Source organism: Streptomyces sp. NPDC041713 (assembly GCF_055591085.1).
Genome location: NZ_JBVIZY010000013.1, coordinates 45,906 through 66,126 on the forward strand (window position 1 = coordinate 45,906; position 20,221 = coordinate 66,126).

At 72.9% G+C, this 20,221-nt stretch carries 16 protein-coding genes and 1 pseudogene; 12 read left to right on the top strand and 5 right to left on the bottom strand.

Translation table 11 applies throughout. The annotated features are described in order from the left end of the window. The first annotated feature begins 6 nt into the window (after positions 1-6). Entirely contained in the window at positions 7-1,395 is a 1,389-nt protein-coding gene (locus tag ACZ6CV_RS30785; protein WP_469254287.1) for a hydrolase, read from the top strand. Here ACZ6CV_RS30785 and ACZ6CV_RS30790 read toward each other — a convergent pair. From ACZ6CV_RS30790 to ACZ6CV_RS30800, 3 genes and pseudogenes are all read right to left on the bottom strand, one after another. After that, positions 1,385-2,074: pseudogene (locus ACZ6CV_RS30790) on the bottom strand (AAA family ATPase); the annotation flags it as partial. The gene ACZ6CV_RS30785 and the pseudogene ACZ6CV_RS30790 sit on opposite strands and share 11 nt — an antisense overlap. A 186-nt stretch (positions 2,075-2,260) precedes the next feature. After that, complete coding sequence (locus ACZ6CV_RS30795) at positions 2,261-2,962, bottom strand: helix-turn-helix transcriptional regulator (RefSeq protein WP_469254288.1); 702 nt, start codon at positions 2,960-2,962, stop codon at positions 2,261-2,263. Between the two features lie 138 nt (positions 2,963-3,100). Next, positions 3,101-3,847: an FG-GAP repeat domain-containing protein gene (locus tag ACZ6CV_RS30800; RefSeq protein ID WP_469254290.1), complete on the bottom strand. Its 747-nt coding sequence runs from the start codon at positions 3,845-3,847 to the stop codon at positions 3,101-3,103. A 443-nt stretch (positions 3,848-4,290) separates the two neighbouring features. Here ACZ6CV_RS30800 and ACZ6CV_RS30805 point away from each other — a divergent pair, with 443 nt between their 5' ends. Beyond that, on the top strand, positions 4,291-5,196 hold the full coding sequence (locus ACZ6CV_RS30805; protein ID WP_469254488.1) for a Gfo/Idh/MocA family protein: 906 nt from the start codon (positions 4,291-4,293) through the stop codon (positions 5,194-5,196). Here ACZ6CV_RS30805 and lnt read toward each other — a convergent pair. Then, the gene (gene lnt, locus ACZ6CV_RS30810; protein WP_469254490.1) at positions 5,120-6,871 is read right to left on the bottom strand and encodes an apolipoprotein N-acyltransferase; all 1,752 of its coding nucleotides are present in this window, start codon (positions 6,869-6,871) and stop codon (positions 5,120-5,122) included. The two genes, ACZ6CV_RS30805 and lnt, sit on opposite strands and share 77 nt — an antisense overlap. Positions 6,872-7,047: 176 nt before the next feature. Then, the gene (locus ACZ6CV_RS30815; RefSeq protein ID WP_469254292.1) at positions 7,048-7,623 is read right to left on the bottom strand and encodes a nuclear transport factor 2 family protein; all 576 of its coding nucleotides are present in this window, start codon (positions 7,621-7,623) and stop codon (positions 7,048-7,050) included. A gap of 478 nt (positions 7,624-8,101) precedes the next feature. On the opposite strand from ACZ6CV_RS30815, the gene ACZ6CV_RS30820 reads away from it, so the two are divergent. The 10 genes from ACZ6CV_RS30820 (at position 8,102) to ACZ6CV_RS30865 (ending at position 20,151) form a co-directional block, all read left to right on the top strand. Beyond that, positions 8,102-8,329, top strand: coding sequence for a type A2 lantipeptide (locus tag ACZ6CV_RS30820; RefSeq protein WP_362370584.1), 228 nt, complete (start codon positions 8,102-8,104; stop codon positions 8,327-8,329). Between the two features lie 138 nt (positions 8,330-8,467). After that, complete coding sequence (locus tag ACZ6CV_RS30825) at positions 8,468-9,274, top strand: hypothetical protein (protein ID WP_469254294.1); 807 nt, start codon at positions 8,468-8,470, stop codon at positions 9,272-9,274. Further along, complete coding sequence (locus ACZ6CV_RS30830; protein WP_469254296.1) at positions 9,271-11,556, top strand: NHLP family bacteriocin export ABC transporter peptidase/permease/ATPase subunit; 2,286 nt, start codon at positions 9,271-9,273, stop codon at positions 11,554-11,556. Before ACZ6CV_RS30825 ends, ACZ6CV_RS30830 begins: the two co-directional genes overlap by 4 nt. A gap of 1 nt (position 11,557) precedes the next feature. Continuing rightward, entirely contained in the window at positions 11,558-14,419 is a 2,862-nt protein-coding gene (locus ACZ6CV_RS30835; protein ID WP_469254297.1) for an NHLP bacteriocin export ABC transporter permease/ATPase subunit, read from the top strand. Between the two features lie 534 nt (positions 14,420-14,953). After that, complete coding sequence (locus tag ACZ6CV_RS30840; protein ID WP_469254299.1) at positions 14,954-16,339, top strand: ATP-binding protein; 1,386 nt, start codon at positions 14,954-14,956, stop codon at positions 16,337-16,339. Between the two features lie 2 nt (positions 16,340-16,341). Beyond that, positions 16,342-16,758, top strand: a complete 417-nt coding sequence (locus ACZ6CV_RS30845; protein WP_362370573.1) for a roadblock/LC7 domain-containing protein — start codon at positions 16,342-16,344, stop codon at positions 16,756-16,758. After that, positions 16,755-17,111, top strand: coding sequence for a DUF742 domain-containing protein (locus ACZ6CV_RS30850; protein WP_355814953.1), 357 nt, complete (start codon positions 16,755-16,757; stop codon positions 17,109-17,111). Before ACZ6CV_RS30845 ends, ACZ6CV_RS30850 begins: the two co-directional genes overlap by 4 nt. Beyond that, positions 17,089-17,700, top strand: a complete 612-nt coding sequence (locus tag ACZ6CV_RS30855) for a GTP-binding protein (RefSeq protein WP_469254301.1) — start codon at positions 17,089-17,091, stop codon at positions 17,698-17,700. Before ACZ6CV_RS30850 ends, ACZ6CV_RS30855 begins: the two co-directional genes overlap by 23 nt. Continuing rightward, positions 17,697-18,905 carry a cytochrome P450 gene (locus ACZ6CV_RS30860; RefSeq protein WP_469254303.1) on the top strand — a complete coding sequence of 403 codons (1,209 nt, stop codon included), beginning with the start codon at positions 17,697-17,699 and terminating at the stop codon, positions 18,903-18,905. The genes ACZ6CV_RS30855 and ACZ6CV_RS30860 overlap by 4 nt, the downstream gene beginning before the upstream one ends. 13 nt (positions 18,906-18,918) lie before the next feature. Further along, the gene (locus ACZ6CV_RS30865; RefSeq protein ID WP_469254304.1) at positions 18,919-20,151 is read left to right on the top strand and encodes a cytochrome P450 family protein; all 1,233 of its coding nucleotides are present in this window, start codon (positions 18,919-18,921) and stop codon (positions 20,149-20,151) included. Positions 20,152-20,221 lie beyond the last annotated feature (70 nt).

Below are 20,221 nucleotides of genomic sequence, written 5' to 3' on the forward strand. Positions count from 1 at the left end.
CGAGGCGTGAGCCTTTGGACCTCCCTGGAACCTGCCTCCTCGACCGTCGACCCCGGCAGCAGCACCACCGTGCGGCTGCGGGTGCGCAACACCGGTGACATCGTGGACGAGTACCGCTTCGAACCGGTCGGGGATCTCGCCCCGTGGGCCAGAGTGGAGCCGCCCCTGCTGCGGCTCTATCCGGGGACCACCGGCACGGTGGAGGTGACGTTCGCGCCGCCGCGCACGCCGGACGCGGTCGCGGGCCCCCACCCGTACGCGCTGCGGATCACGCCGGCGGAACACCGCAGCGCCGTCGTCGTGGCGGAGGGGAACGTCACCGTCACCCCCTTCACCGAGGTGCGCGCCGAAATGGTGCCGCCGACGGTGAAGGGCTGGTTCCGCGGGCGGCCGCAGCTGGCCGTGGACAACCTCGGCAACACCCAGGTGACCGCGTCGCTCAGCGGCAGCGACACCGGCGACCGGATCTCGTACGACCTGCAGCCCGGCAACGTCCAGATCGAGCCGGGCCGGGCCGCGTTCGTGAAGGCGACGCTGCGGCCCCGGCAGATCACCTGGTTCGGCTCCAAGCAGGAGCACCCCTACTCGGTGGCCGTGCGGCGCTCGGGCAGCGAACCGCTCCCCGTGGACGGTACGTTCGTCCAGCGCGGGGTGCTGCCGGGGTGGCTGGCCGCCGTGGTCAGCGTGCTCCTCGCGCTGACGATCGCGTTCGTGGCGATCTGGATGACGAACCGGCCACAGATGCGCACCCAGGCACAGGAGAAGCTGGAACAGGGCGGAAAGCTCAAGCCGGACAGCCCGCCCCCGCCCAAGGAGGAGGCGCCGCCCGCCCCCGAGAAGTCCGAGGAGCCGCCCGCGAAGCCCGAAGGGGACGGCGACGGCGACGCGAACGGCGACGGCGGAGGCGGCGGCGAGGAGAAGCAACCCGAGGAGAAGACCGCAGCCGACGCCGTGCGCGAGCTCTCCGAGGGCAACGAGGACCGCCACATCTGCTACCGCGCCTACGTCGGCGACAGCTGGCAGGACCCCGTCTGCGACGGCGAGGAGGCGGGCGAGGCCGGACAGGGCACGCCCATCAAGTCCCTCAACATCGCGGTGACCAACACCCAGGGCGTCACCGGCACCGGCGCCTTCGTGGGGGAGGGCTGGCGCGAGGAGATCCCGTGGTCGAACGCGGACGACGGCAAGGACATGTACTTCGGTAGCACCGAGGAGGCCGACCCCGCCCTGGAGGGGTTCACCTACAAGGTCTTCGACGGTGCCGTGTGCAGCGACGCGTACGTACAGGACAAGCAGTGGCTGGGGGAGGTGTGCACCGACCCCGGGCAGTTCAAGTACCACGGATCGCCCATGGAGTTGAACCTGCCGCTGGAGGCGGTGCGGCTCACGGTCTGACGGCGGGCCTCGCCGGGCGGCGGCGGGCCCTGTCGTACGCGCGGTCGTACTCCCGGCGGGCACCCGCCAGCAGATCGTCCGCCCCGACCGGCTCGTTGCGGCCGGCCGCGCGGTACGCGGCGGTGGCCACCGCCCGACGGATCGCGCCGCCGGCCAGCTCGAACTCCCGGGCGAGCAGGCCGACATCGAGGTCTTCGGCGTGCGGTACGTGGGCGAGGCCGTGCCGCCACAGCGCGAGGCGCTGCTCCGCTTCCGGGAAGGGGAAGTCGACCACCTGGCCGATGCGGTGGACGGCGCCGTCGTCCAGGGCGGCGCGGCTCGTCGTGGACAGCAGCGCGACGCCGTCGAACGAGGCCAGGCGCGGCAGGACGTCGGCGTCATGGAAGAGGAGCACCGCGTCCGTGCGCTCGGCCTCCGCGAGAATCCGTTCGAGGTGCGACCCGTCGAGGTGGTCCGCGGGGCGGTTCTGCGGCCGGACCACGTGGAGCTCCACGCCGAGGTCCGCGGCGATCACCTCGGCGGACAGGGTCTTGCCGGTGCCGGGCCCGCCCGCGAACAGCCCGAGGACCCCGCGGGCGCCGAGGCGGGCCCGCAGGGTGAGGTCGTGCAGCCGGGCGAGGGGCGCGGCGGGCAGGACCAGGTCGTGCCAGTCCAACGAGGGCAGGATCCGGCGGACGTGCCCGCGGCCGGGCGCGAGGGGGCTCTGCCCGGGAACGCCGGCGCCCCGCGGCCGGCCGGCCGCGGGGAAGGGGGCGAAGTGGTCCTCGTCGAGGAAGGAGACGCTCACGGTCCGGCCCCCGTCGTCAGCGCGGAGAGCCGGAACCACGGGAGGGCGTGCAGACGGACGGCTTCGGAACGGGGCATCTCAGATGTAGCCCTCGCGCAGCGCGTACGCCACGACGTGCGCCCGGTTGCGCAGGTGAAGGCGGGTGGTGAGGCCGTGCATCACGTTCTTGACGGTGCGTTCGGAGTACGAGAGCTTCGTCGCGATCTCCGAGGTGTCGAACCCCTCGGCGACCAGCCGGACGACGTCCACCTCGCGCTTGGTGAAGCTCAGGAAGAACCCCGGCTGCTCGTCGCCGCCCCGGTGCAGCCGCCGCACCTGGCCGATGAGCTGGCCCAGCAGGTCGGCGGGCAGCTCGCCGCCACCCTTCGCCGCGGTGAGCACGGCGTGCACCAGACGCTGGGCGGTGGCTTCGCGGCGCCAGACGATGGCGCCGACCCCGCACTCGATGACGTCGAGGAGTTCGTGCTCGCGGACCGAACCCGCGATGAGGACGGCGCGGGCACCCTCGCTGCGCACGGTGCGGCGCAGCCGGGTGAGCGCGGCGTCGTCGAGCTGGTCCTCGATGATCAGGGCGACCGTGGCGGGACCCGAGTCCTCGCACAGTTCGACCTCCGGGTGCCGGCGCAGCTGGCTGAGGACACCCTCGCGGCTGATCGGATCGGGGGCGCTGACGGAGACCCGTACCCGGTTCGTCCTCGGTACGGGCGGTGCGGCGGGCGCGGGGAGAGCGGCCGTCGCGGAGACGGGGGCGGTCAGGACGGCCGGGGACGGGCTGGGCAAGGGATCTTCCTTACTTCTGTGAGCCGGGCGCCGCCCTGTAACGGGGGTGGGCGGCGCCCGGCGGTCAGGTGGTCCTGAGGTACGAGGTGCGCACGGCCTCGCGATTCGCGCGGCGACGCGGTGCGCGCGACGACGCGGTCAGGAGCAGGACGTGAAGAAGTGCTTCCAGCCGTCGGCGGGCATGGCCGGCGGCTCGGCCGGGGTGCCCGTCTCGCCGTACTTCTGCTGGGCGTCCTGGTCGTAGCTTCCGGGGCCGTCGCCCTGCGCGGACAGGCGTACCTCGCGCTCCCACACGCCGTCACCGGCGTTGCTGAGGAGCGCGAGGTCGGGGTAGGCGTCGCCGTCGTAGTCGGCGATCCGCGCCTCCTTGACCTCGCGGGCGTCACCGATGTCCAGGTGGCGGGCGTGGGCCGAGCCGAGATCGGCGCGCTTGAGCGGGCCGGGGCGGAAGTCGGCGACGCGCGCGGTGTTGGGGTCGTCCACGCCGGACGGCTCGACGATGTCGACGACCATGTCCAGGGTGCCGTCGTGCCGAAAATCGGCGACGGCGGCGGTGGCGACCTCTCCCCGCTTGGCGCCGAGCAGCTTGCCGACGGACTGCTTGGCGCCGAAGGTGCCGCTCGCGGTGCCCCACTGGACGGTCATCTTGGTGCCGGTGTGCCCGGGGTTCGCGATCTTGTCCGGGTTGCCGTCACCGTCGAGGTCGCCGACCAGTGTCGTGGCGTCGGCCAGACACGCGCCGGTCGCCCGGGCCGCCGCGGCGGCGGATCCGGCGCCGTTCGAGTCTGCTGATCCGGCCGCGCTGGCCTGGTAGCCGGCGACCGTCAGGGTCAGGGCGACGGCCGCGACGGGTGCGGCGATCAGACGTGAGCGCTTGCGAAGCATCTGCGAACTCCAATGTCGTTGCTGCTGAGCCGTGCCCGAGGCCGGGCTCATCCGGCTCGCCCCATGCGGTGGTGGTCTCGCTGTGGGGCGCGGAGAGGTCCCCGATGGGCACGGATCGAGCTTGTGGGCAGAGCCGTCCCGACGGCCAGGAAAGTCGGTGACTTGGGGACGCTGGAATGCGGGAATGGCCTCTGAACTGGGGAAACATCGGGTGCCTGGAACGCGGAACTGGAACGCGGAACGGGAACGCGCCGGGTCACGGGAACCACCGGGAGGGCCGGGGAAGGACGCGCGCGGGCCGACGATCCGCCCGCTTCCCGCCGACGCTCGGCCCGCGCGGCACGGCCCGCACCGCACATGGCAGAGTTGCGTGAGAAGACCATAGCTCCGCGCAAAAGACGAATGACGAGGTCAAACCGGTGGACACCAGCGGAAAGCGGGCCCTGAAGGTCGGCTGCATCGGACTCGGCGACATCGCGCGGAAGGCGTACCTCCCCGTGCTCACCACGCAGCCCGGCGTCGAACTGCACCTGCAGACGCGCACGCCGGCCACCCTCGCCGAGGTCGCGGCCGCCCACCACATCCCGGACTCCCGCTGCCACACCGACCTGGACGCGCTGCTCGCCCAGGGCCTCGACGCCGCCTTCGTGCACGCGCCGACCACCGTGCACCCGGAGATCGTCACCCGGCTCCTGGAGGCGGGCGTCCCGACCTACGTCGACAAGCCCCTCGCGTACGAACTCGCCGACTCCGAGCGTCTCGTGGACCTCGCGGAAGAGCGTGGCGTCAGCCTCGCCGTCGGCTTCAACCGGCGCCACGCGCCCGCCGTCGCCCAGTGCGTCGAGCACCCGCGCGAGCTGATCCTCCTGCAGAAGAACCGCGTCGGCCTGCCCGAGGACCCGCGCACCCTGGTCCTGGACGACTTTATCCACGTCGTCGACACGCTGCGCTTCCTCGCGCCGGGACCGGTCGACCACGTCGGCGTGCGCGCCCGTGTCGTCGACGGCCTCATGGAGCACGTCGTGCTGCAGCTCGCCGGCGACGGGTTCACCGCGGTAGGCATGATGAACCGGCTCAGCGGCTCCACCGAGGAGATCCTGGAGGTCTCCGGCCAGGACACCAAGCGGCAGGTGTGCAACCTCGCCGACGTCGTCGACCACAAGGGCCAGCCCAGCGTGCGGCGGCGCGGCGACTGGGTGCCGGTTGCCCGTCAGCGCGGCATCGAGCAGGTCGTCCTCGCCTTCCTCGACGCGGTGCGCGCCGGCGAGGTGCTCAGCGCCCGGGACGCACTGGCGACCCATGAACTGTGCGAACGGGTGGTCCGAGCAGCCCAGGAGCAGGCCGCCTGAGGGCCCGCGCCCCCTCGGCCGCGCACAGGGCCACGAGGACCATGAGCGCGCCGTGCACCGGCCAGTCGCCCCATCTGACGTACGCCGTGGTGCCGGTGGCCAGCGGGACGTCGTACACCGCCGCGGCGCTCGCCGACGTGCCGAGCCACGAGCCGACCCGGGAGCCGTCCGGGCCGTAGACGGCGGAGACGCCGGTGAGCGTGGCGTGCACCATCGGGCGCCCCGACTCGGCGGCCCGCACGGCGGCGAGCGAGGCGTGCTGCGGGGGCGCCCAGCTGTGCTGGAAGGACGAGGTGGCCGACTGCGCGAGGAGCACCTGGGCGCCGTCGCGGGTGAGGCGGCGGCTCATGTCGGGGAACGCCGACTCGAAGCAGACCAGCGGGCCGATCCGCAGATCGCGTCCGACGTCCATCACCACCCGCCGGTCGCCGCGCCTGCGGTCCTCGCCCGCCGCCTTGCCGACCGACGTGGCCCAGCCGAGCAGGGAGCGCGCCGGTATGTACTCGCCGAAGGGCACGAGTCGCATCTTGTCGTAGCGGTCGCCGGTCGGACCGTCCGGTCCCACCAGGACGGAACTCTTGTATATGCCGGGCCGGTCGGAGCGGCGCGCGTCGACGTTCACCAGGATGTCCGCGCCGACCTCCCGGGAGAGCGCGGCGATCCGGCGCGCCACGTCCGGCCGGTCGGCCAGGTCGAAGCCGACGCTGCTCTCGCCCCAGACGACGAGGTCGAGGTCCCGGCCCGCCAGCGTGCGGGTCAGCTCCTCCTCACGGGCCAGCCGCCGCTCGGGGCCCTTGACGCCGTCGATGACGCCGGGCTGCACGACGGCGATCCGGGTGCGTCCCGCGGCCTCGGGGCGCGGCGCCCACGCCCACGCGGCCGTGGCGGCGGCCGCCACGGCGAGGATGCCCGCGACGGCGGGGACGGTCGCCGCGGAGGCGGTGCCGAGGGAGAGGGACGAGAAGCCCCGGACCCCGGCCGGTCCGGTCACGGGCAGGGTGGCCGGACGCGGGCCCGGCACGGCCGAGCGCGGGCGGGCAGGGACGGACCGGGACCCCGCGAGCCACGGCGACGCGGACACGGTCAGGAGTGACGTCGGCGTCCGCAGCGCCGTCCGGGACGTCGAGGCGCGCACGGCGACGACCAGCAGCGCGACCCCCGTGTTCACGACCACGACCGCCGCGCTGACCAGCCACACCCCGCCCACCGACGCGAGCCGCAGCGCGGGCGCCACCTGCCACTGGCTGGACCCGAGCAGGCCCCACGGCCCGCCGAGCCCCTGCCAGGACCTGACCAACTCGACCATCAGCCAGGCCGACGGCAGCACCACGAGCGCGGCAGCGGCACGCCGCCAGGACGTCGGCGCCCCGCCGATGAACCGTCGTACGAGCCACCCCCAGGGCGCCCACAACAGGCCGAGCAGCGCGGCTATGACGACCGTGAACACGTGCAGGCTCGGCAGCAGCCAGTGGTGCACGGCCACCATGAAGCCGAGGCCGCCGAGCCAGCCGTCGCGGGCGGCGATCCGGCCGGTCGGGGCCGACGCGGCCAGCAGCATCCAGGGCGCCAGCGCCACGTACCCGAACCACCACAACGACGGTGCGGGGAAGGCCAGGGCGGGCAGCGCACCGGCCGCCACGGCGACGACACCGCGCCACCGGCCCGAGGCGAGCATCCGCGCGGCGCGCCGCCCGTGCCGCTCCCAGCGGTCGTCGCCGTACAGATCCATGCAGTGCTCCCTCGGTCCCCGAACCGGTCGTGCCTCGATGCCGGCCGTGCCTCCAGTGTGCGCGCCCCGGACGATCTAGGACAGTGGGCGGGAGTGGGAGCGGGGGCCGGGGTGAGGGGGCGTCACGCGTCGGAGGCCGGCTCCCGGCGTCGCTGCTCACCGGCCAACTGGCGCCACTTCTCCGTGACGACCACCCGGCGCAGCCGCCAGCCCGTGTGCGTGCGCAGGACCGTGAAGGCGTAGCGGCCGCCGCAGACGAAGTCCGGTGCCGTGGACGGCTCCCCCGAGGCGGAGGCGGAGGTGGAGGCGGAGGCGGGGGAGGAGGCGGAGGCGGGGGAGGAGGCGGAGGTGGGGGCGGCGCCGGGGCGCTCGGCGAACCGCATGGGGTTCACGTAGTCGGCCTGGACCCGTGCCGTGTCGCCGGTGTCCTGCTCCAGCGTGCCGAACTCCAGCCTGCGGTTGGTGATCAGGTGCTGGCGCATGGGGAACATCCGCATCGTCTCGGCGAGCCACGCGGAAATCTCCTCGGCCCCTCCCTCGATGCCGCCCGCGGAGCGGTAGTCGGCGTTGCCTCCGGGGGCGAAGAGCCGCCGGTAGGCGTCCCAGTCGCCGTCGTCGACGGTCACCGCGTACTCGGTGATGAGGGCATCGATGGCCAACCGGTCCATCACGGCGGCGAGTTCCACGCGCTGCGTCATCGGCTCAGTGTTGGGCACGGGCGGTGCCGAGCCAAGGGGCGTGCAGGGCCCGGAAGTCGCCGCGGGCGAATACGGCGTGTCCCTCCCTGTCCCCTTCGGTCACGATTGAGCACGCCTTCAATGAACCTGCACATCGAATGTGCACCCCGGTCACGGAATTCCGTCCGCGAGGCCCCGGAATTTCGATGCACGAACCATCGGGTCGGCTCTTTCAGGACGGAGTGTCCGTTTTGTTGGAGGGAGTCGCTCCGCTTCCTTGATTTCCTTCTGTGAATCTTGTGAAGGAGCTGCCGCCACGCGGTGAAATCGCCTGCACGCAGCGGTGATTCAACGCCGCAACCGTGACCGGGGGGCGTGACGTCGATTGGATGTACGAGCTGCGAACGTGCTTTGATCCTGGCCGACGCGGAATTCGCCCCCCGAGTTCCGCGGAGTTGGAAACACCTTTGCAACATTCATGAGAAGGGCAGCTCACACCATGAACAACACCCCCCAGGTCGAGACCCTCGAGATTTCCGACGCTGACCTCGACAACGTCTCCGGTGGCCTCGTCGCCGGCGTCACGAGCAACGTCACCAGCACCGTCGACTCCATCGCCCCCGTCTCGGGCGTCGTCGGCGGCGTCGTCGACACGGTCGAGGGTGTCACCGGCCTCAACACCGGCGCCGTCACCGGCCTGGCCTCCGGCCTGACCGCCGGTCTCTGAGCCTCCCGCTCACCGAGACGCCATGATGCGTGAGCCCCGGAACCTCAGGTTCCGGGGCTCACGGACGCTCAGGCACCGTTGCCCCAAGCGCCGTTGCCCCAGGCACAGTTGCTCCAGTCTCAGTAAGGGAAGCGTTCCGTGCAGTTCCGCCAACAGGCCCTGTCCAAGCTGCAGTCGCCCGAGGAACTCGACCTGCCGGTGCGCTACGCCCGCCCCCAGGGCCTGCTCGTCCTCGCCGTCACCCTCGTGGTCATGGCCGCCGCGGGCGTCTGGGCGGTGACCGGATCGGTCGCCTCGACGCTCCGGGCGCCCGGCATCCTCACCCACGGCCAGGGCAGTTACGTCCTGCAGAGCCCCGTCACCGGACAGGTGACCGCGGTCCTCGCCGAAGAGGGCAAACGCCTGTCCGCGGGCGCCCCCGTCCTCAAGGTCCGTACCGAGCGCGGCGACAAGGTCGTGCGCGCCATCGCCGCGGGCCGGGTGACCGCACTCGTCGCCAGGATCGGCACCGTGGTCACCACCGGCGCCGACGTCGCGACCCTGGAACGCGTCGCGGGCGCCGACGACCCGCTCCTCGCCATGCTCTACGTACCCGCCGACAGCGCGGCCGGCGTCCCCGTCGGCGCTCAGGTCGACCTCACCGTCCAATCCGTGCCCAGCCAGGAGTACGGCACCCTGCGCGGACGCGTGAAGGCCGTCGGCCGGGCCGCGCAGACCCGGCAGAAGATCACCGGCTTCCTCGGCGACAAGGACCTGGCCGGGCAGTTCACGAAGGACGGGCCACCCGTGGCCGTGCTCGTACGACTGGAGAAGTCCGCGGCGAACAAGTCCGGTTACGCCTGGTCCACCGCCGGCGGACCGCCCTTCACGCCCGCCTCCATGACACCGGCCACCGGCGCCCTGCACCTCGCCGAGCAGCACCCGATCGATTGGCTGTTCCCGTGAGCGCACCGCACCCCTCCCCGGCCCACCAGCAGCAACTCCCGCCCCCCGGCGGACGCCGCAGGCACCGCCCCGAACCCCAGCGACGCGGCCGCCGCAAGCCGCCGCCCCGCCCCGCCTCCAAGGGCAGCCGCCCCGGCACCGTCCGCACCCCCACCGTCCTGCAGATGGAGGCCGTGGAGTGCGGCGCCGCCGCCCTCGCCATGGTCCTCGCCCACCACGGACGCCACGTCCCGCTGGAGGAGCTGCGCATCGCCTGCGGCGTCTCCCGCGACGGCTCACGGGCCAGCAACGTCCTGAAGGCGGCCCGCAGTTACGGCCTCACGGCCAAGGGCATGCAGATGGAGCCCGCCGCGCTCGCCGAGGTCAAGGCGCCCGCGATCCTGTTCTGGGAGTTCAACCACTACGTCGTGTACGACGGCACGGGGCGCCGCCTCGGCCGCCGCGGCGTCTACATCAACGACCCGGACAAGGGCCGCCGCTTCGTGCCCGCGGAGGACTTCGACACCAGCTTCACCGGCGTCGTCCTGGTCCTCGAACCGGGCGAGGACTTCCGCCCCGGCGGCCGCAGGCCCGGCGTCATGAAGGCCCTACCGGCCCGGCTGCGCGGCACCACCGGCACGATGCTCGCCGCACTCCTGGCCAGCCTGCTGCTCGTGGCCGTCGGCGCGGCGCTGCCCGCGCTGAGCCGGACGTACATCGACCTGTTCCTGGTCGGCCATCAGACCTCGCTCCTCGGTGCGCTGTTCACCTCGATGGGCGCGATGGTGGCGCTCACCGTGGTGCTGACCTGGCTGCAACAGGCGAACCTGCTGCGCGGCCGCATCATCTCCTCCACCCTCGGCAGCGCCCGCTTCCTGCGCCATCTGCTGCGCCTGCCCGTCACGTTCTACGCCCAGCGCAGCCCCGCCGACCTGGTGCAGCGCCTCGCCTCCAACGACGCCGTCGCCGAGACCCTGGCCCGCGACCTCACGGCCGCCGGCGTCGACGGCGTCGTCGTGCTGCTCTACGCGGCGCTGCTGTGGACGTACGATCCGCAGCTCACCCTCGTCGGCGTCGGCATCGCCCTGCTGAACATCGTGGCGATGCGCGTCGTCATCCGGCTGCGCGCCACCGGCACCCAGAAGCTCCGCGCGGACAGCGCCAAGCTCACCAACACCTCGTACACCGGCCTGCAGTTGATCGAGACCATGAAGGCCACCGGCGGCGAGAACGGCTACTTCCGGCGCTGGGCCGGGCAGCACGCCACCACCCTGGAGGAGCAGCAGCGCCTCGGCGTGCCGAGCGCCTGGCTCGGGGTGGTCGCGCCGACCCTGGCCACCCTGAACAGCGCCCTGATCCTGTGGATCGGCGGCCTGCGCGCGGTCGAGGGCCACCTCTCCATCGGTCTGCTCGTCGCCTTCCAGGCGCTGGTCACCCGCTTCACCGCACCGATCACCCGCCTCAACGGCGTCGCCGGACGCATCCAGGACTTCGCCGCCGACGTCGCCCGCCTCAAGGACGTCGAGAACTTCCCCGTCGACACGCTGTACTCCCGCCCCGAACCGGCCGCGAGCACCCGCCGCCTCAAGGGTCACGTCACCCTGGAGGACATCACCTTCGGCTACAGCCCCCTCGACAAGCCGCTCCTGACCGGCTTCTCGCTGTCGGTCGGACCAGGACAGCAGGTGGCGCTCGTCGGCGGCTCGGGCAGCGGCAAGTCGACGGTCTCCCGGCTGATCTCGGGGCTCTACAGCCCCTGGGAGGGCACGATCCGCATCGACGGGCAGCGCCTGGAGGACATCCCGCGCGGCGCGCTCGCCGCCTCCGTCTCCTTCGTCGACCAGGATGTCTTCCTCTTCGAGGGCACCGTCCGCGACAACGTCGCCCTCTGGGACCCCTCGATCACCGACGACGCCGTGGTGGCCGCCCTCAAAGACGCCTGCCTGTACGAGGTGGTGGCCCGCAGACCCGGCGGCATCCACGGCCGCGTCGAGCAGGACGGGCAGAACTTCTCCGGCGGGCAGCGCCAGCGCCTGGAGATCGCCCGCGCCCTGGTCCGCCGCCCGAGCATCCTCGTCCTCGACGAGGTCACCAGCGCCCTGGACGCCGAGACCGAGCAGGTCATCATCGACAACCTGCGCCGCCGCGGCTGCGCCTGCGTCGTCATCGCCCACCGCCTGAGCACCGTGCGCGACAGCGACGAGATCGTCGTCCTGGACCACGGCCAGGTCGTGGAGCGGGGACGCCACGAGCACCTCGTCGCCGCCGGCGGTCCCTACGCCGACCTGGTCAAGGAGCACTGAGGTGACCTCGCCACCGGAGAGCCACGGATACTCCCACGACACGGCCGACACGGTCGCCGCCGCGTTCGGCGCCCTCGGCACACCGGTGGACTGCGCGGGGCTGCGCAGCGTGCACCTGGAGGGCCCGCAGGTGCTGTGGCTCGTGGTGGCCGGGGCCCTCGACCTGTTCGCCGTCGACGCCGTGCAGCAGGGCCACTGGCACTACCTCGGCCGCCTGGAACCCGGCACCCTGCTCCTCGGCCCGGTCGAGGGCCCGCAGCACACCCTCGTCGGCCGCCCCCTGCAGGGCTGCGTGCTGCGCCGCGTCCCGCTGCGCGAGCTGTACCGCCCCGACTACGGCGACACCTGGTCGTACGAGCAGCAGCACCCCAGCCAGTACGACACCCAGGACGCCGCCCTCAGCATCCTGGAGCACGCCTTCGCGCTCGGCATCGGCCGCGGCCACCGAGTCCTGTTCGAGGCGCCGCTGGACGGCCGCACCGTGGGCGACGAGGTGGTGGCCGACGACGACATCCTCTGGATGCCGGTGGCGCCGGGCAGCGTGCAGTACGGGTCCGCCTACAGCGCGGAGGCCGCCGGCGACCTGCTCGTCGACGCCGCCATGTGGCAGCGGATGGTCAACCAGCAGTACCGGCTGCTCGCCACCCTCGACCGCTGGATCGAACGCCTGGAGCGGGCCCACGAGGACCGTACGGCGGCCGGCATCAAGGCGGGCGAGAGCGTCCGCGAGCAGGCCGACCGGACCCTGATCGCCTCCATCGGCCGCTCCGGCAGGCGTGGCCCGCGGCGCGCGGAGGCCGCGGGACACGACGCGACGTACGCCGCGTGCCGACTGGTCGCCGAGGCGGCGGGCATCACCCTGGCCGGCCCGTCGGCGGGCGGCGCGGTGAGCGAGCGCATCGATCCGGTGGAGCAGGTGGCGGTGGCCTCACGGGTCCGCAGCCGCGCCGTCCGGCTCGACGGCCGGTGGTGGCGCGAGAACGCGGGCCCGCTGGTCGGGCACCGTGCCGCGAGCGGCGCGCCGGTCGCACTGCTGTGGCGGCGCGGCGGTTACGAGTCGGTGCACCCCACGTCCGGGCGGCGCACCCGCGTCGACGCCTCCAACGCCGACGAGTTCGAACCACAGGCCGTCATGTTCTACCGGCCGCTGCCCGACCGGCCGTTGACGCCGTGGCGGCTGTTCCGCTTCAGCCTGCGGGGCACCGGCGGCGACGTGCGCAACCTCGTGCTCGCCGGTCTGGTGACGGTCGCGATCGGCGCCCTGGTGCCGATCGCGACGGGGCAGGTGCTCGGGGTGTTCGTGCCGAACGCAGAGAAGAGCCTCATCGTCCAGGTCTCCCTGGCCGTCATGATCACCAGCATCGTCTCCGCGGCGTTCATGCTGCTGCAGAACCTCACCGTCCTGCGGATGGAGGGCCGCATGGAGAGCGCCCTGCAACCCGCCGTCTGGGACCGCCTGTTGCGGCTTCCCACCCGCTTCTTCGCGTCCCGTTCGACCGGCGAGCTGGCGAGCGCGGCCATGGGGGTCAGCGCCATCCGCCGGGTCCTCTCGGGGATCGGCCCCGTGGCGCTGCAGGCCGGTTCGGTGGGCGCGATGAACCTGGTCCTGCTCATGGTCTACAGCGTCCCGCTGGCGCTGGCCGCGCTCGGCATGCTGGCCGTCATCGCCGCCGTGTTCCTCTCTCTCGGGCTGTGGGAACTGCGCTGGCAGCGGCGGCTCGTGGAGCTCGGCAACAAGCTCAACAACCAGGCGTTCCAGACCCTGCGCGGCCTGCCCAAGCTCCGGGTGGCCGGGGCGGAGAGCTTCGCGTACGCGGCCTGGGCGGGGGAGTTCGCGCGCAGCAGGGAGCTGCAGCAGCGGGCCGGCCGCGTCAAGAACCTCACGACCGTCCTCAACTCCGTCTATCTGCCGCTCTGCACGCTCGTCATGTTCGTCCTGCTCGCGGGCCCGGCCCGGGGCAGCCTGACCGCAGGCGAGTTCCTCACCTTCTCCACCGCCGTGACCATGCTCCTGACCTCCGTCACCCAGCTGACCGGAGCGCTCATCTCGGCGGCCGCGGTGCTCCCGATGTTCGAACAGATCAAGCCCGTCCTCGACGAGGCGCCGGAGGTGCGCGCGGGCAGCACCCAGCCGGGCGAGCTGCAGGGCGAGATCGAGGCCCGCTCCCTGTCCTTCCGCTACACCGACGACGGCCCGCTGGTCCTCGACGACGTGTCGCTGGCCATCCGGCCGGGCGAGTTCGTGGCGGTCGTCGGCCCCAGCGGCTGCGGCAAGTCGACGCTCCTGCGCCTGCTGATCGGCTTCGACGAGCCGGTCTCGGGCAGCGTCCTCTACGACGGCCAGGACCTGTCGGCCCTGGACCAGTCGGCGGTGCGCCGCCAGTGCGGCGTCGTCCTGCAGAACGCGCAGCCGCTCACCGGCTCGATCCTGGACTGCATCTGCGGCGCCGAGTCGTTCACCCAGGAGGAGGCGTGGGAGGCCGCCGCGATGGCGGGCCTCGCCGAGGACATCAAGCGCATGCCGATGGGCCTGCACACGATGATCTCCGGCGGCGGAGCGGTCTCCGGCGGCCAGCGCCAGCGCCTGATGATCGCCCAGGCGCTGATCCGCCGCCCCCGCGTCCTCTTCTTCGACGAGGCGACGAGCGCCCTGGACAACGAGACGCAGCGCACGGTCATCGACAGCACCCGCGCCCTGAACGCCACCCGCGTCGTGATCGCCCACCGCCTCTCCACCGTCATGGACGCCGACCGGGTGATCGTGATGTCGGAGGGCCGCGTCGTCCAACAGGGCCCGCCCGCGCAACTGTTGGCGGACACGGGCGGCCGGCTGCACGAGCTGGTGCGGCGCCAGATGAGCTGAGGAACCGGACGGCCCGGAGCGGCTGATTCCGGCCGACTCGTCGGGCCGGTGGACGCGGTTCCCAGCGCTTTCCGGCTATTTCACCGACGGATAAACGGACGCGCGGCCTCGGGCGGTGGACACGACAAGATATCGTTGACGAGCCGTAACCAACTGGCTTCTTTCCGATGCCAGTTGGCCGAAAGTGTGCCATGCAAGCTCGTCGTGAACCGAGGGAAGCCAGAAGTGCTGATGCGTACGGTCAGACAGGTCGGGCCTCGCGGGCTGCCCCGACGCGCCCACCGGCGCGGCGCCCCCGCGACGCCCCGTCCCCGGGCCCACGGCGTCCTCCGCCGCCCACCCGTGCGGCACCTCCCCTAGCCGGCGCGGGACCGCGCCGCGGCGGATCCCCCCCCCCCGCCGATCGCGCGCGACCCACGCGCCACCCCGGACGGACGGGCGGCCGCACCGCGGCCCGCCCGCTCCCGCCGCAGTCACCCCGTCCAGCCGGCGGCACCAGCCGCCTCGCCCCCTTTGACACCTGTAGAGGACGTGATGACAGACCTGATACAGGCCACCAGCGTGGTGCCCTCGGTTCTGGCCCTGGCCGCCGGCGGTGCCGCCTGGCGGTTCTGGGACCAGTACCGCGGTGAGCGCGCCACCAGCGGCCGCCTCCGTGCCCAGGCCGAGGAGATCGCCGTCCGGCAGCGCGCCACCGAGGCCGTACTGGCGCAGCTCGCCGAGGGCGTGATCCCCCGCCTCGGCGCCGAGGCCGAGCGCCAGGGCACCGGCCACGGCGTCGACATCGAACTCCCCGAAGCCCTGGCCGACACGGCGCTCGCGGGGCGGCTCGCGCAGCTCGCCGACTCCGCCGCGCACACCGTGCGCAAGGCCCAGTACGACACCCAGGCCACCATGACCGCCCAGGTCACCGAGGCACGCGAAGCCGCGGCCGAGGAGGGCGCCCGCGCCCGGCAGGCCGCCGAGGAGTCCACCCGTGCGGCCGTCCGTGCCGTCTCCTCCGCGATGGTCGGCATGGCCTCCAAGCTGAGCCAGCGGGTCAGCCAGGGCGTACGGCGGCACGAGGGCGACGAGGCGTACGAGACGCTGGTCGGCATCGACCACCCCACCCAGCAGATGCTGCTCGTCGCCCAGAACTACGTGGTCCTGTCCGGCGGCAAGCTGTCGCGCCGGTGGCCCGCCACCCCGCTGACCGACGTGGTGCGGGCGGCCATGGGCAGCATCGAGGAGTACGAGCGGGTCGAGCACCAGGAACTCGGTGTCACGGTGACCAGCCGGGCGGTCGGACCCATCGTCCACGCCCTGGCGGTGCTCCTGGACAACGCGGTCCGCTACTCGCCGTCCTCCGCCCGGGTGCACGTGGCCTTCCAGGAGGGCCACCACGGCGTCTCGGTCATCGTGGACGACGCCGGACTGCGCATGAACGAGGAGCAACTGACCTGGGCCCGGCGCATCCTGACGGGCGACCAGCGCGACGACATCAACCAGCTCGGCGCGCACCCGCAGACCGGCCTGCGGGCGGCCGCCGCCCTCGCCGGCGACTACGGGTTCCGCATCGACCTGGAGGCCCCGAACCCGTTCGGCGGCACCCGTGTCTACATGTTCATCCCCAAGAGCCTGCTGACGGCGTCGGCGCCGACGCCCGCCCCCCGGTCCGTCCCGGCGCCCGCCCCGACCCAGGCCCAGGCCCCGGCTCCGGCCGCCGAGCCGGCCCCCGCACGGCGCACCACCGCCAGCGGACTGACGGTCCGTTCGCGGGCGACCGCGGGCGCCCCGCCGGCCGGCCGGGCACCGGCGGCCCGCACCCCGGCCGCCGACGGCCAGGCCGCGCCGGGCCGCCCCTCGATCGCCGCCGCCTGGGCCAAGGGGACGCGCAGCGCCCGTACCGAAGACCCGACCACCCCGCACGAAGGAGCCTGACCGTGACCACCGGCAACGAACTTGGCTGGCTGCTGGACCAGTCACTGGGGTCCCTCGACGGCGTCCGGCACGCGGTGCTGATGAGCTCCGACGGTCTGCTGCACTCCCGTACGGCCGGGATCGGACAGGACGACGCGGAGAAGTTCGCCGCGATCACCGCGGCCGTACGGGCCGCCGCCCTCGCCTACGACGAGGAGACCGGCGGCGGGGGCACCCGGCAGGCCCTGATCGAACTCACCAACCACGTGGGCCTGATCACCCAGGCCGGCGGCAACACCATGCTGTCGGTGCAGACCACGGGCCCCGACGCGGACATCGGCCTGATCACCCATCACATGCTGGAGCTGGCGCAGCGCGTCGGCCATGAGATGAAGGTCGCCCCGCGGCAGCCTTCCGGTCTCGGCCTGCCGACGACGTGAGCGGGCCGCGGCGAGACCCGGACCTGGTCAGACCCTACGTCCGTACCGACGGGCGGGTCCGCGCCGACCCGGACGTGCGCCTGGAGACCGTGGTGCTCGCCGCGAGCGGCCCGACCGAGGGCCTGGGCGCGGACGCCCGGCGCGTCATGGGCCTGTTCACCCACGCCCAGGGCGGCGGACTGGCGGTCGCGGACATCGCGGCCGCCCTGGAGTTCCCTCCCTCCACGGTGCGCATCCTCGTCTCCTCCCTCATCGACGAGGGCCTGCTGGCCCGCCCGGTCGCCGCCGGTGACGACCAACCCCAAACCGATCTGCTCCAGGAGGTACTGCGTGGTCTCCGCGCCCTCGTCTGACGGCCTCATCTATGTGCCACCCGGCGTCACCCGGTCCGCGAAGATCGTGATCTCCGGGAGCTTCGGCGTCGGCAAGACGACGTTCGTCGGCAGCGCCTCCCAGATCCCGCCGCTGCGCATGGAGGAGCGGATCACCCAGGCCAGCGCGGGCGTCGACGACCTGGCGCGCACCCCGCGCAAGACCACCACGACCGTCGGCATGGACTTCGGGCGCCTGCACCTCAGCGACGCCCTCGTGCTCTACCTCTTCGGCACCCCCGGCCAGGGCAGGTTCCGCCCCATGTGGGCGGGGCTGACCGAGGGGGCGCTCGGCGCGCTGGTCCTGGTCGACACCCGCAACCTGGAGGCGTCCTTCGAGATCCTCGCGCTGCACGAGGAACAGGGCACCCCGTACGCGGTGGCGGTCAACCTCTTCGACGGGGCACCCCGCTACGACCTCGGCGAGATCCGCCAGGCCCTCGACCTGGACGCGCACACGCCGCTGACGACCTGTGACGCCCGTGAGGGCACCTCCAGCGTCCTGGCCCTGATCACCCTCTGCGAGTACCTGTCCGACCTGCACGCACCCGTCTTGGAGCCCCGCCCGTGACCAGCCCGACCACGACCGACGCGACCCCCGAGCACCGGGTCGCCCTGTACGAAGCCGAGTTCGCGGCCGACCCGCACGCCGCCTACGCGCGGATGCGGGCCACGTACGGCCCGTTCGTCCCGGTGGACCTCATCCCCGACGTCCCGGCGACCCTCGTCATCGGATACGCCCAGGCCCGGCGCATCCTCAACGACCCGTTGCGGTTCCCCGCCGACCCGCGCACGTGGGAGCAGTCCGTCCCCGAGAGCTGCCCGGTCCGCCCGATGATGGAGTACCGCCCCAACGCGCTGCGCTCGGCGGGCCCCGCGCACACCCGCTACCGCTCGGCGAACACCGCCGCGATCGACGGCGTGGACCAGCACGCGCTGCGCACGGTCGTCGAGCAGGTGGCCGACGCGACCATCGCCGAGTTCCGCGACGCCGAGGGCGCCGACCTGCTCACCCAGTACGCCTGGCCCATCGCCTTCCGCGTCCTGAGCGCCCTGCTCGGCTGCCCGGACGAGATGGGCCGCCGGATCGCCGACGGCATGGCGAAGATCTTCGAGGGTGTGGACGCGGCCAGCGGCAACCAGATCCTCTCGCAGGCCGTCGCCGACCTGGTGGCCCTGCGGCAGCGCCGGCCCGGCGACGACGTCACATCCCGGCTCCTCGCGCACACGGCGGCCCTCGACGATGTGGAGATGGCCCACCAGCTCGTCACGCTCTACGGCGCCGGCATCGAACCGCTGACCAACCTCATCGCCAACACGGTCCTGCGGATCCTCACCGACGACCAGTTCTCCGGCGACCTGCACGCGGGCGGCTCCTCGGTCCGCGAAGCGCTCGACACGGTGCTCTACACCGACCCGCCGCTGGCCAACTACTGCATCAGCTACCCGCCGCACCCCGTCGACGTCGACGGATTCCTGCTGCCCGCGCACCAGCCGGTCGTCATCTCCATGGCCGGCTGCAACAACGACCCCGCCCTCGGGGACCAGCGCATCGCCAGCAACCGCGCCCACCTGTCGTGGAGCACGGGACCGCACGCCTGCCCCGCCCGGCCGCACGCGTATCTCATCGCCGAGACGGCCATCACCCACCTGCTCGACGCGCTGCCCGAGATGGATCTCGCCACCGCCCCCGAGGACCTGGTCTGGCGCCCCGGACCCTTCCACCGCGCGCTGACCGCTCTGCCCGTCCAGTTCCCCACCGCCGCGTCCGTCTGAAGGGACCCGCACCATGGACCTGTCCACGAAGCCGATCATCCTCGACCCCACCGGCGCCCGCGCCCACGACGAAGACCGCCGGCTGCGGGAGCACGGGCAGGCGGTCCGTGTCGACATCCTCGGCGTGACCGCCTGGTCCGTCACCGACCCCGTCCTCCTCAAGGAGCTGCTGACCAGCCCGAGCGTCTCCAAGGACGCCCGCGCCCACTGGCCGGAGTTCGCCGACGCGGTCCAGCGCTGGCCGCTCGCCCTGTGGGTCGCGGTGGAGAACATGTTCACGGCGTACGGCGCCGACCACCGGCGGCTGCGGCGCATGGTCGCCCCCGCCTTCAGCCACCGCCGCGTCACCGCGCTGCGGGCGAGCATAGACACGGTCGTCACCGACATCCTCGACCGGCTCGACGCCCTCCCGCCGGGCGAGACCGTGGACCTGCGCGAGCACCTCGCCTATCCGCTGCCCATCGCCGTCATCAGCCGGCTCATGGGCGTGCCCGCCGAGCGGCAGGAATCCTTCCGCCGGGTCGTCGACGGAGTCTTCGACACCACGCTGACCGCCGAGCAGTCCGAGGCCAACACCAAGGCGCTGTACGCGGCCCTGCACCAGCTCATCGCCGACAAGCGCACCGAGCCCGGCGACGACATGACCTCGCTCCTCATCACCTCGCGCGACGAGGACGAGGAGGGCGGCCTGACCGAGGACGAGCTCCGCGACACCCTGCTGCTGATGATCAGCGCGGGATACGAGACCACCGTCAACGTCATCGACCAGGCGATCACGCAGCTGCTCACCCACCCCGAACAGCTCGCGCTGCTGCGCTCGGGCGAGGTGGACTGGGCCGACGCCGTCGAGGAGACGCTGCGCCTCGAACCGGCCGTACGGCATCTGCCGCTGCGGTTCGCGGTCACCGACATCAAGCTGGCGGACGGCCAGACCATCGCCCAGGGGGAGGCGATCCTCGCCTCCTACGCGGCCGCCAACCGCCACCCCGACTGGCACGGCGAGAGCGCGGACGCCTTCGACGTCACCCGCACGGTCAAGGAGCACCTCGCCTTCGGTCACGGGGTGCACTTCTGCCTCGGCGCGCCGCTGGCCCGCCTCGAGGTCAGCACGGCCCTGAGCCTGCTCTTCGATCGTTTCCCGCAGATGGAACTCGGGGTGCCCGCAGGGGAGTTGCAGCCGTTCGGCTCGCTGCTCAGCAACGGTCACCGGACCCTGCCGGTGCGTCTGCGGCCCGAGTCCGCCTGAGGGAGACCGGGGCTGGCCGAGGGGCCCCGGGGGCTGTTCGAGGTGCCCCCGGTAGTCCCCGGCCTTCGTG

Excerpts from the sequence above, each read along its gene's own strand:
- lnt (WP_469254490.1), bottom strand. The coding sequence starts at position 6,871 with ATGCTCGCCTCGGGCCGGTGGCGCGGTGTCGTCGCCGTGGCGGCCGGT.
- ACZ6CV_RS30865 (WP_469254304.1), top strand. The coding sequence starts at position 18,919 with ATGGACCTGTCCACGAAGCCGATCATCCTCGACCCCACCGGCGCCCGC.
- ACZ6CV_RS30820 (WP_362370584.1), top strand. The coding sequence starts at position 8,102 with ATGAACAACACCCCCCAGGTCGAGACCCTCGAGATTTCCGACGCTGAC.
- ACZ6CV_RS30800 (WP_469254290.1), bottom strand. The coding sequence starts at position 3,847 with ATGCTTCGCAAGCGCTCACGTCTGATCGCCGCACCCGTCGCGGCCGTC.
- ACZ6CV_RS30840 (WP_469254299.1), top strand. The coding sequence starts at position 14,954 with ATGACAGACCTGATACAGGCCACCAGCGTGGTGCCCTCGGTTCTGGCC.
- ACZ6CV_RS30815 (WP_469254292.1), bottom strand. The coding sequence starts at position 7,623 with ATGACGCAGCGCGTGGAACTCGCCGCCGTGATGGACCGGTTGGCCATC.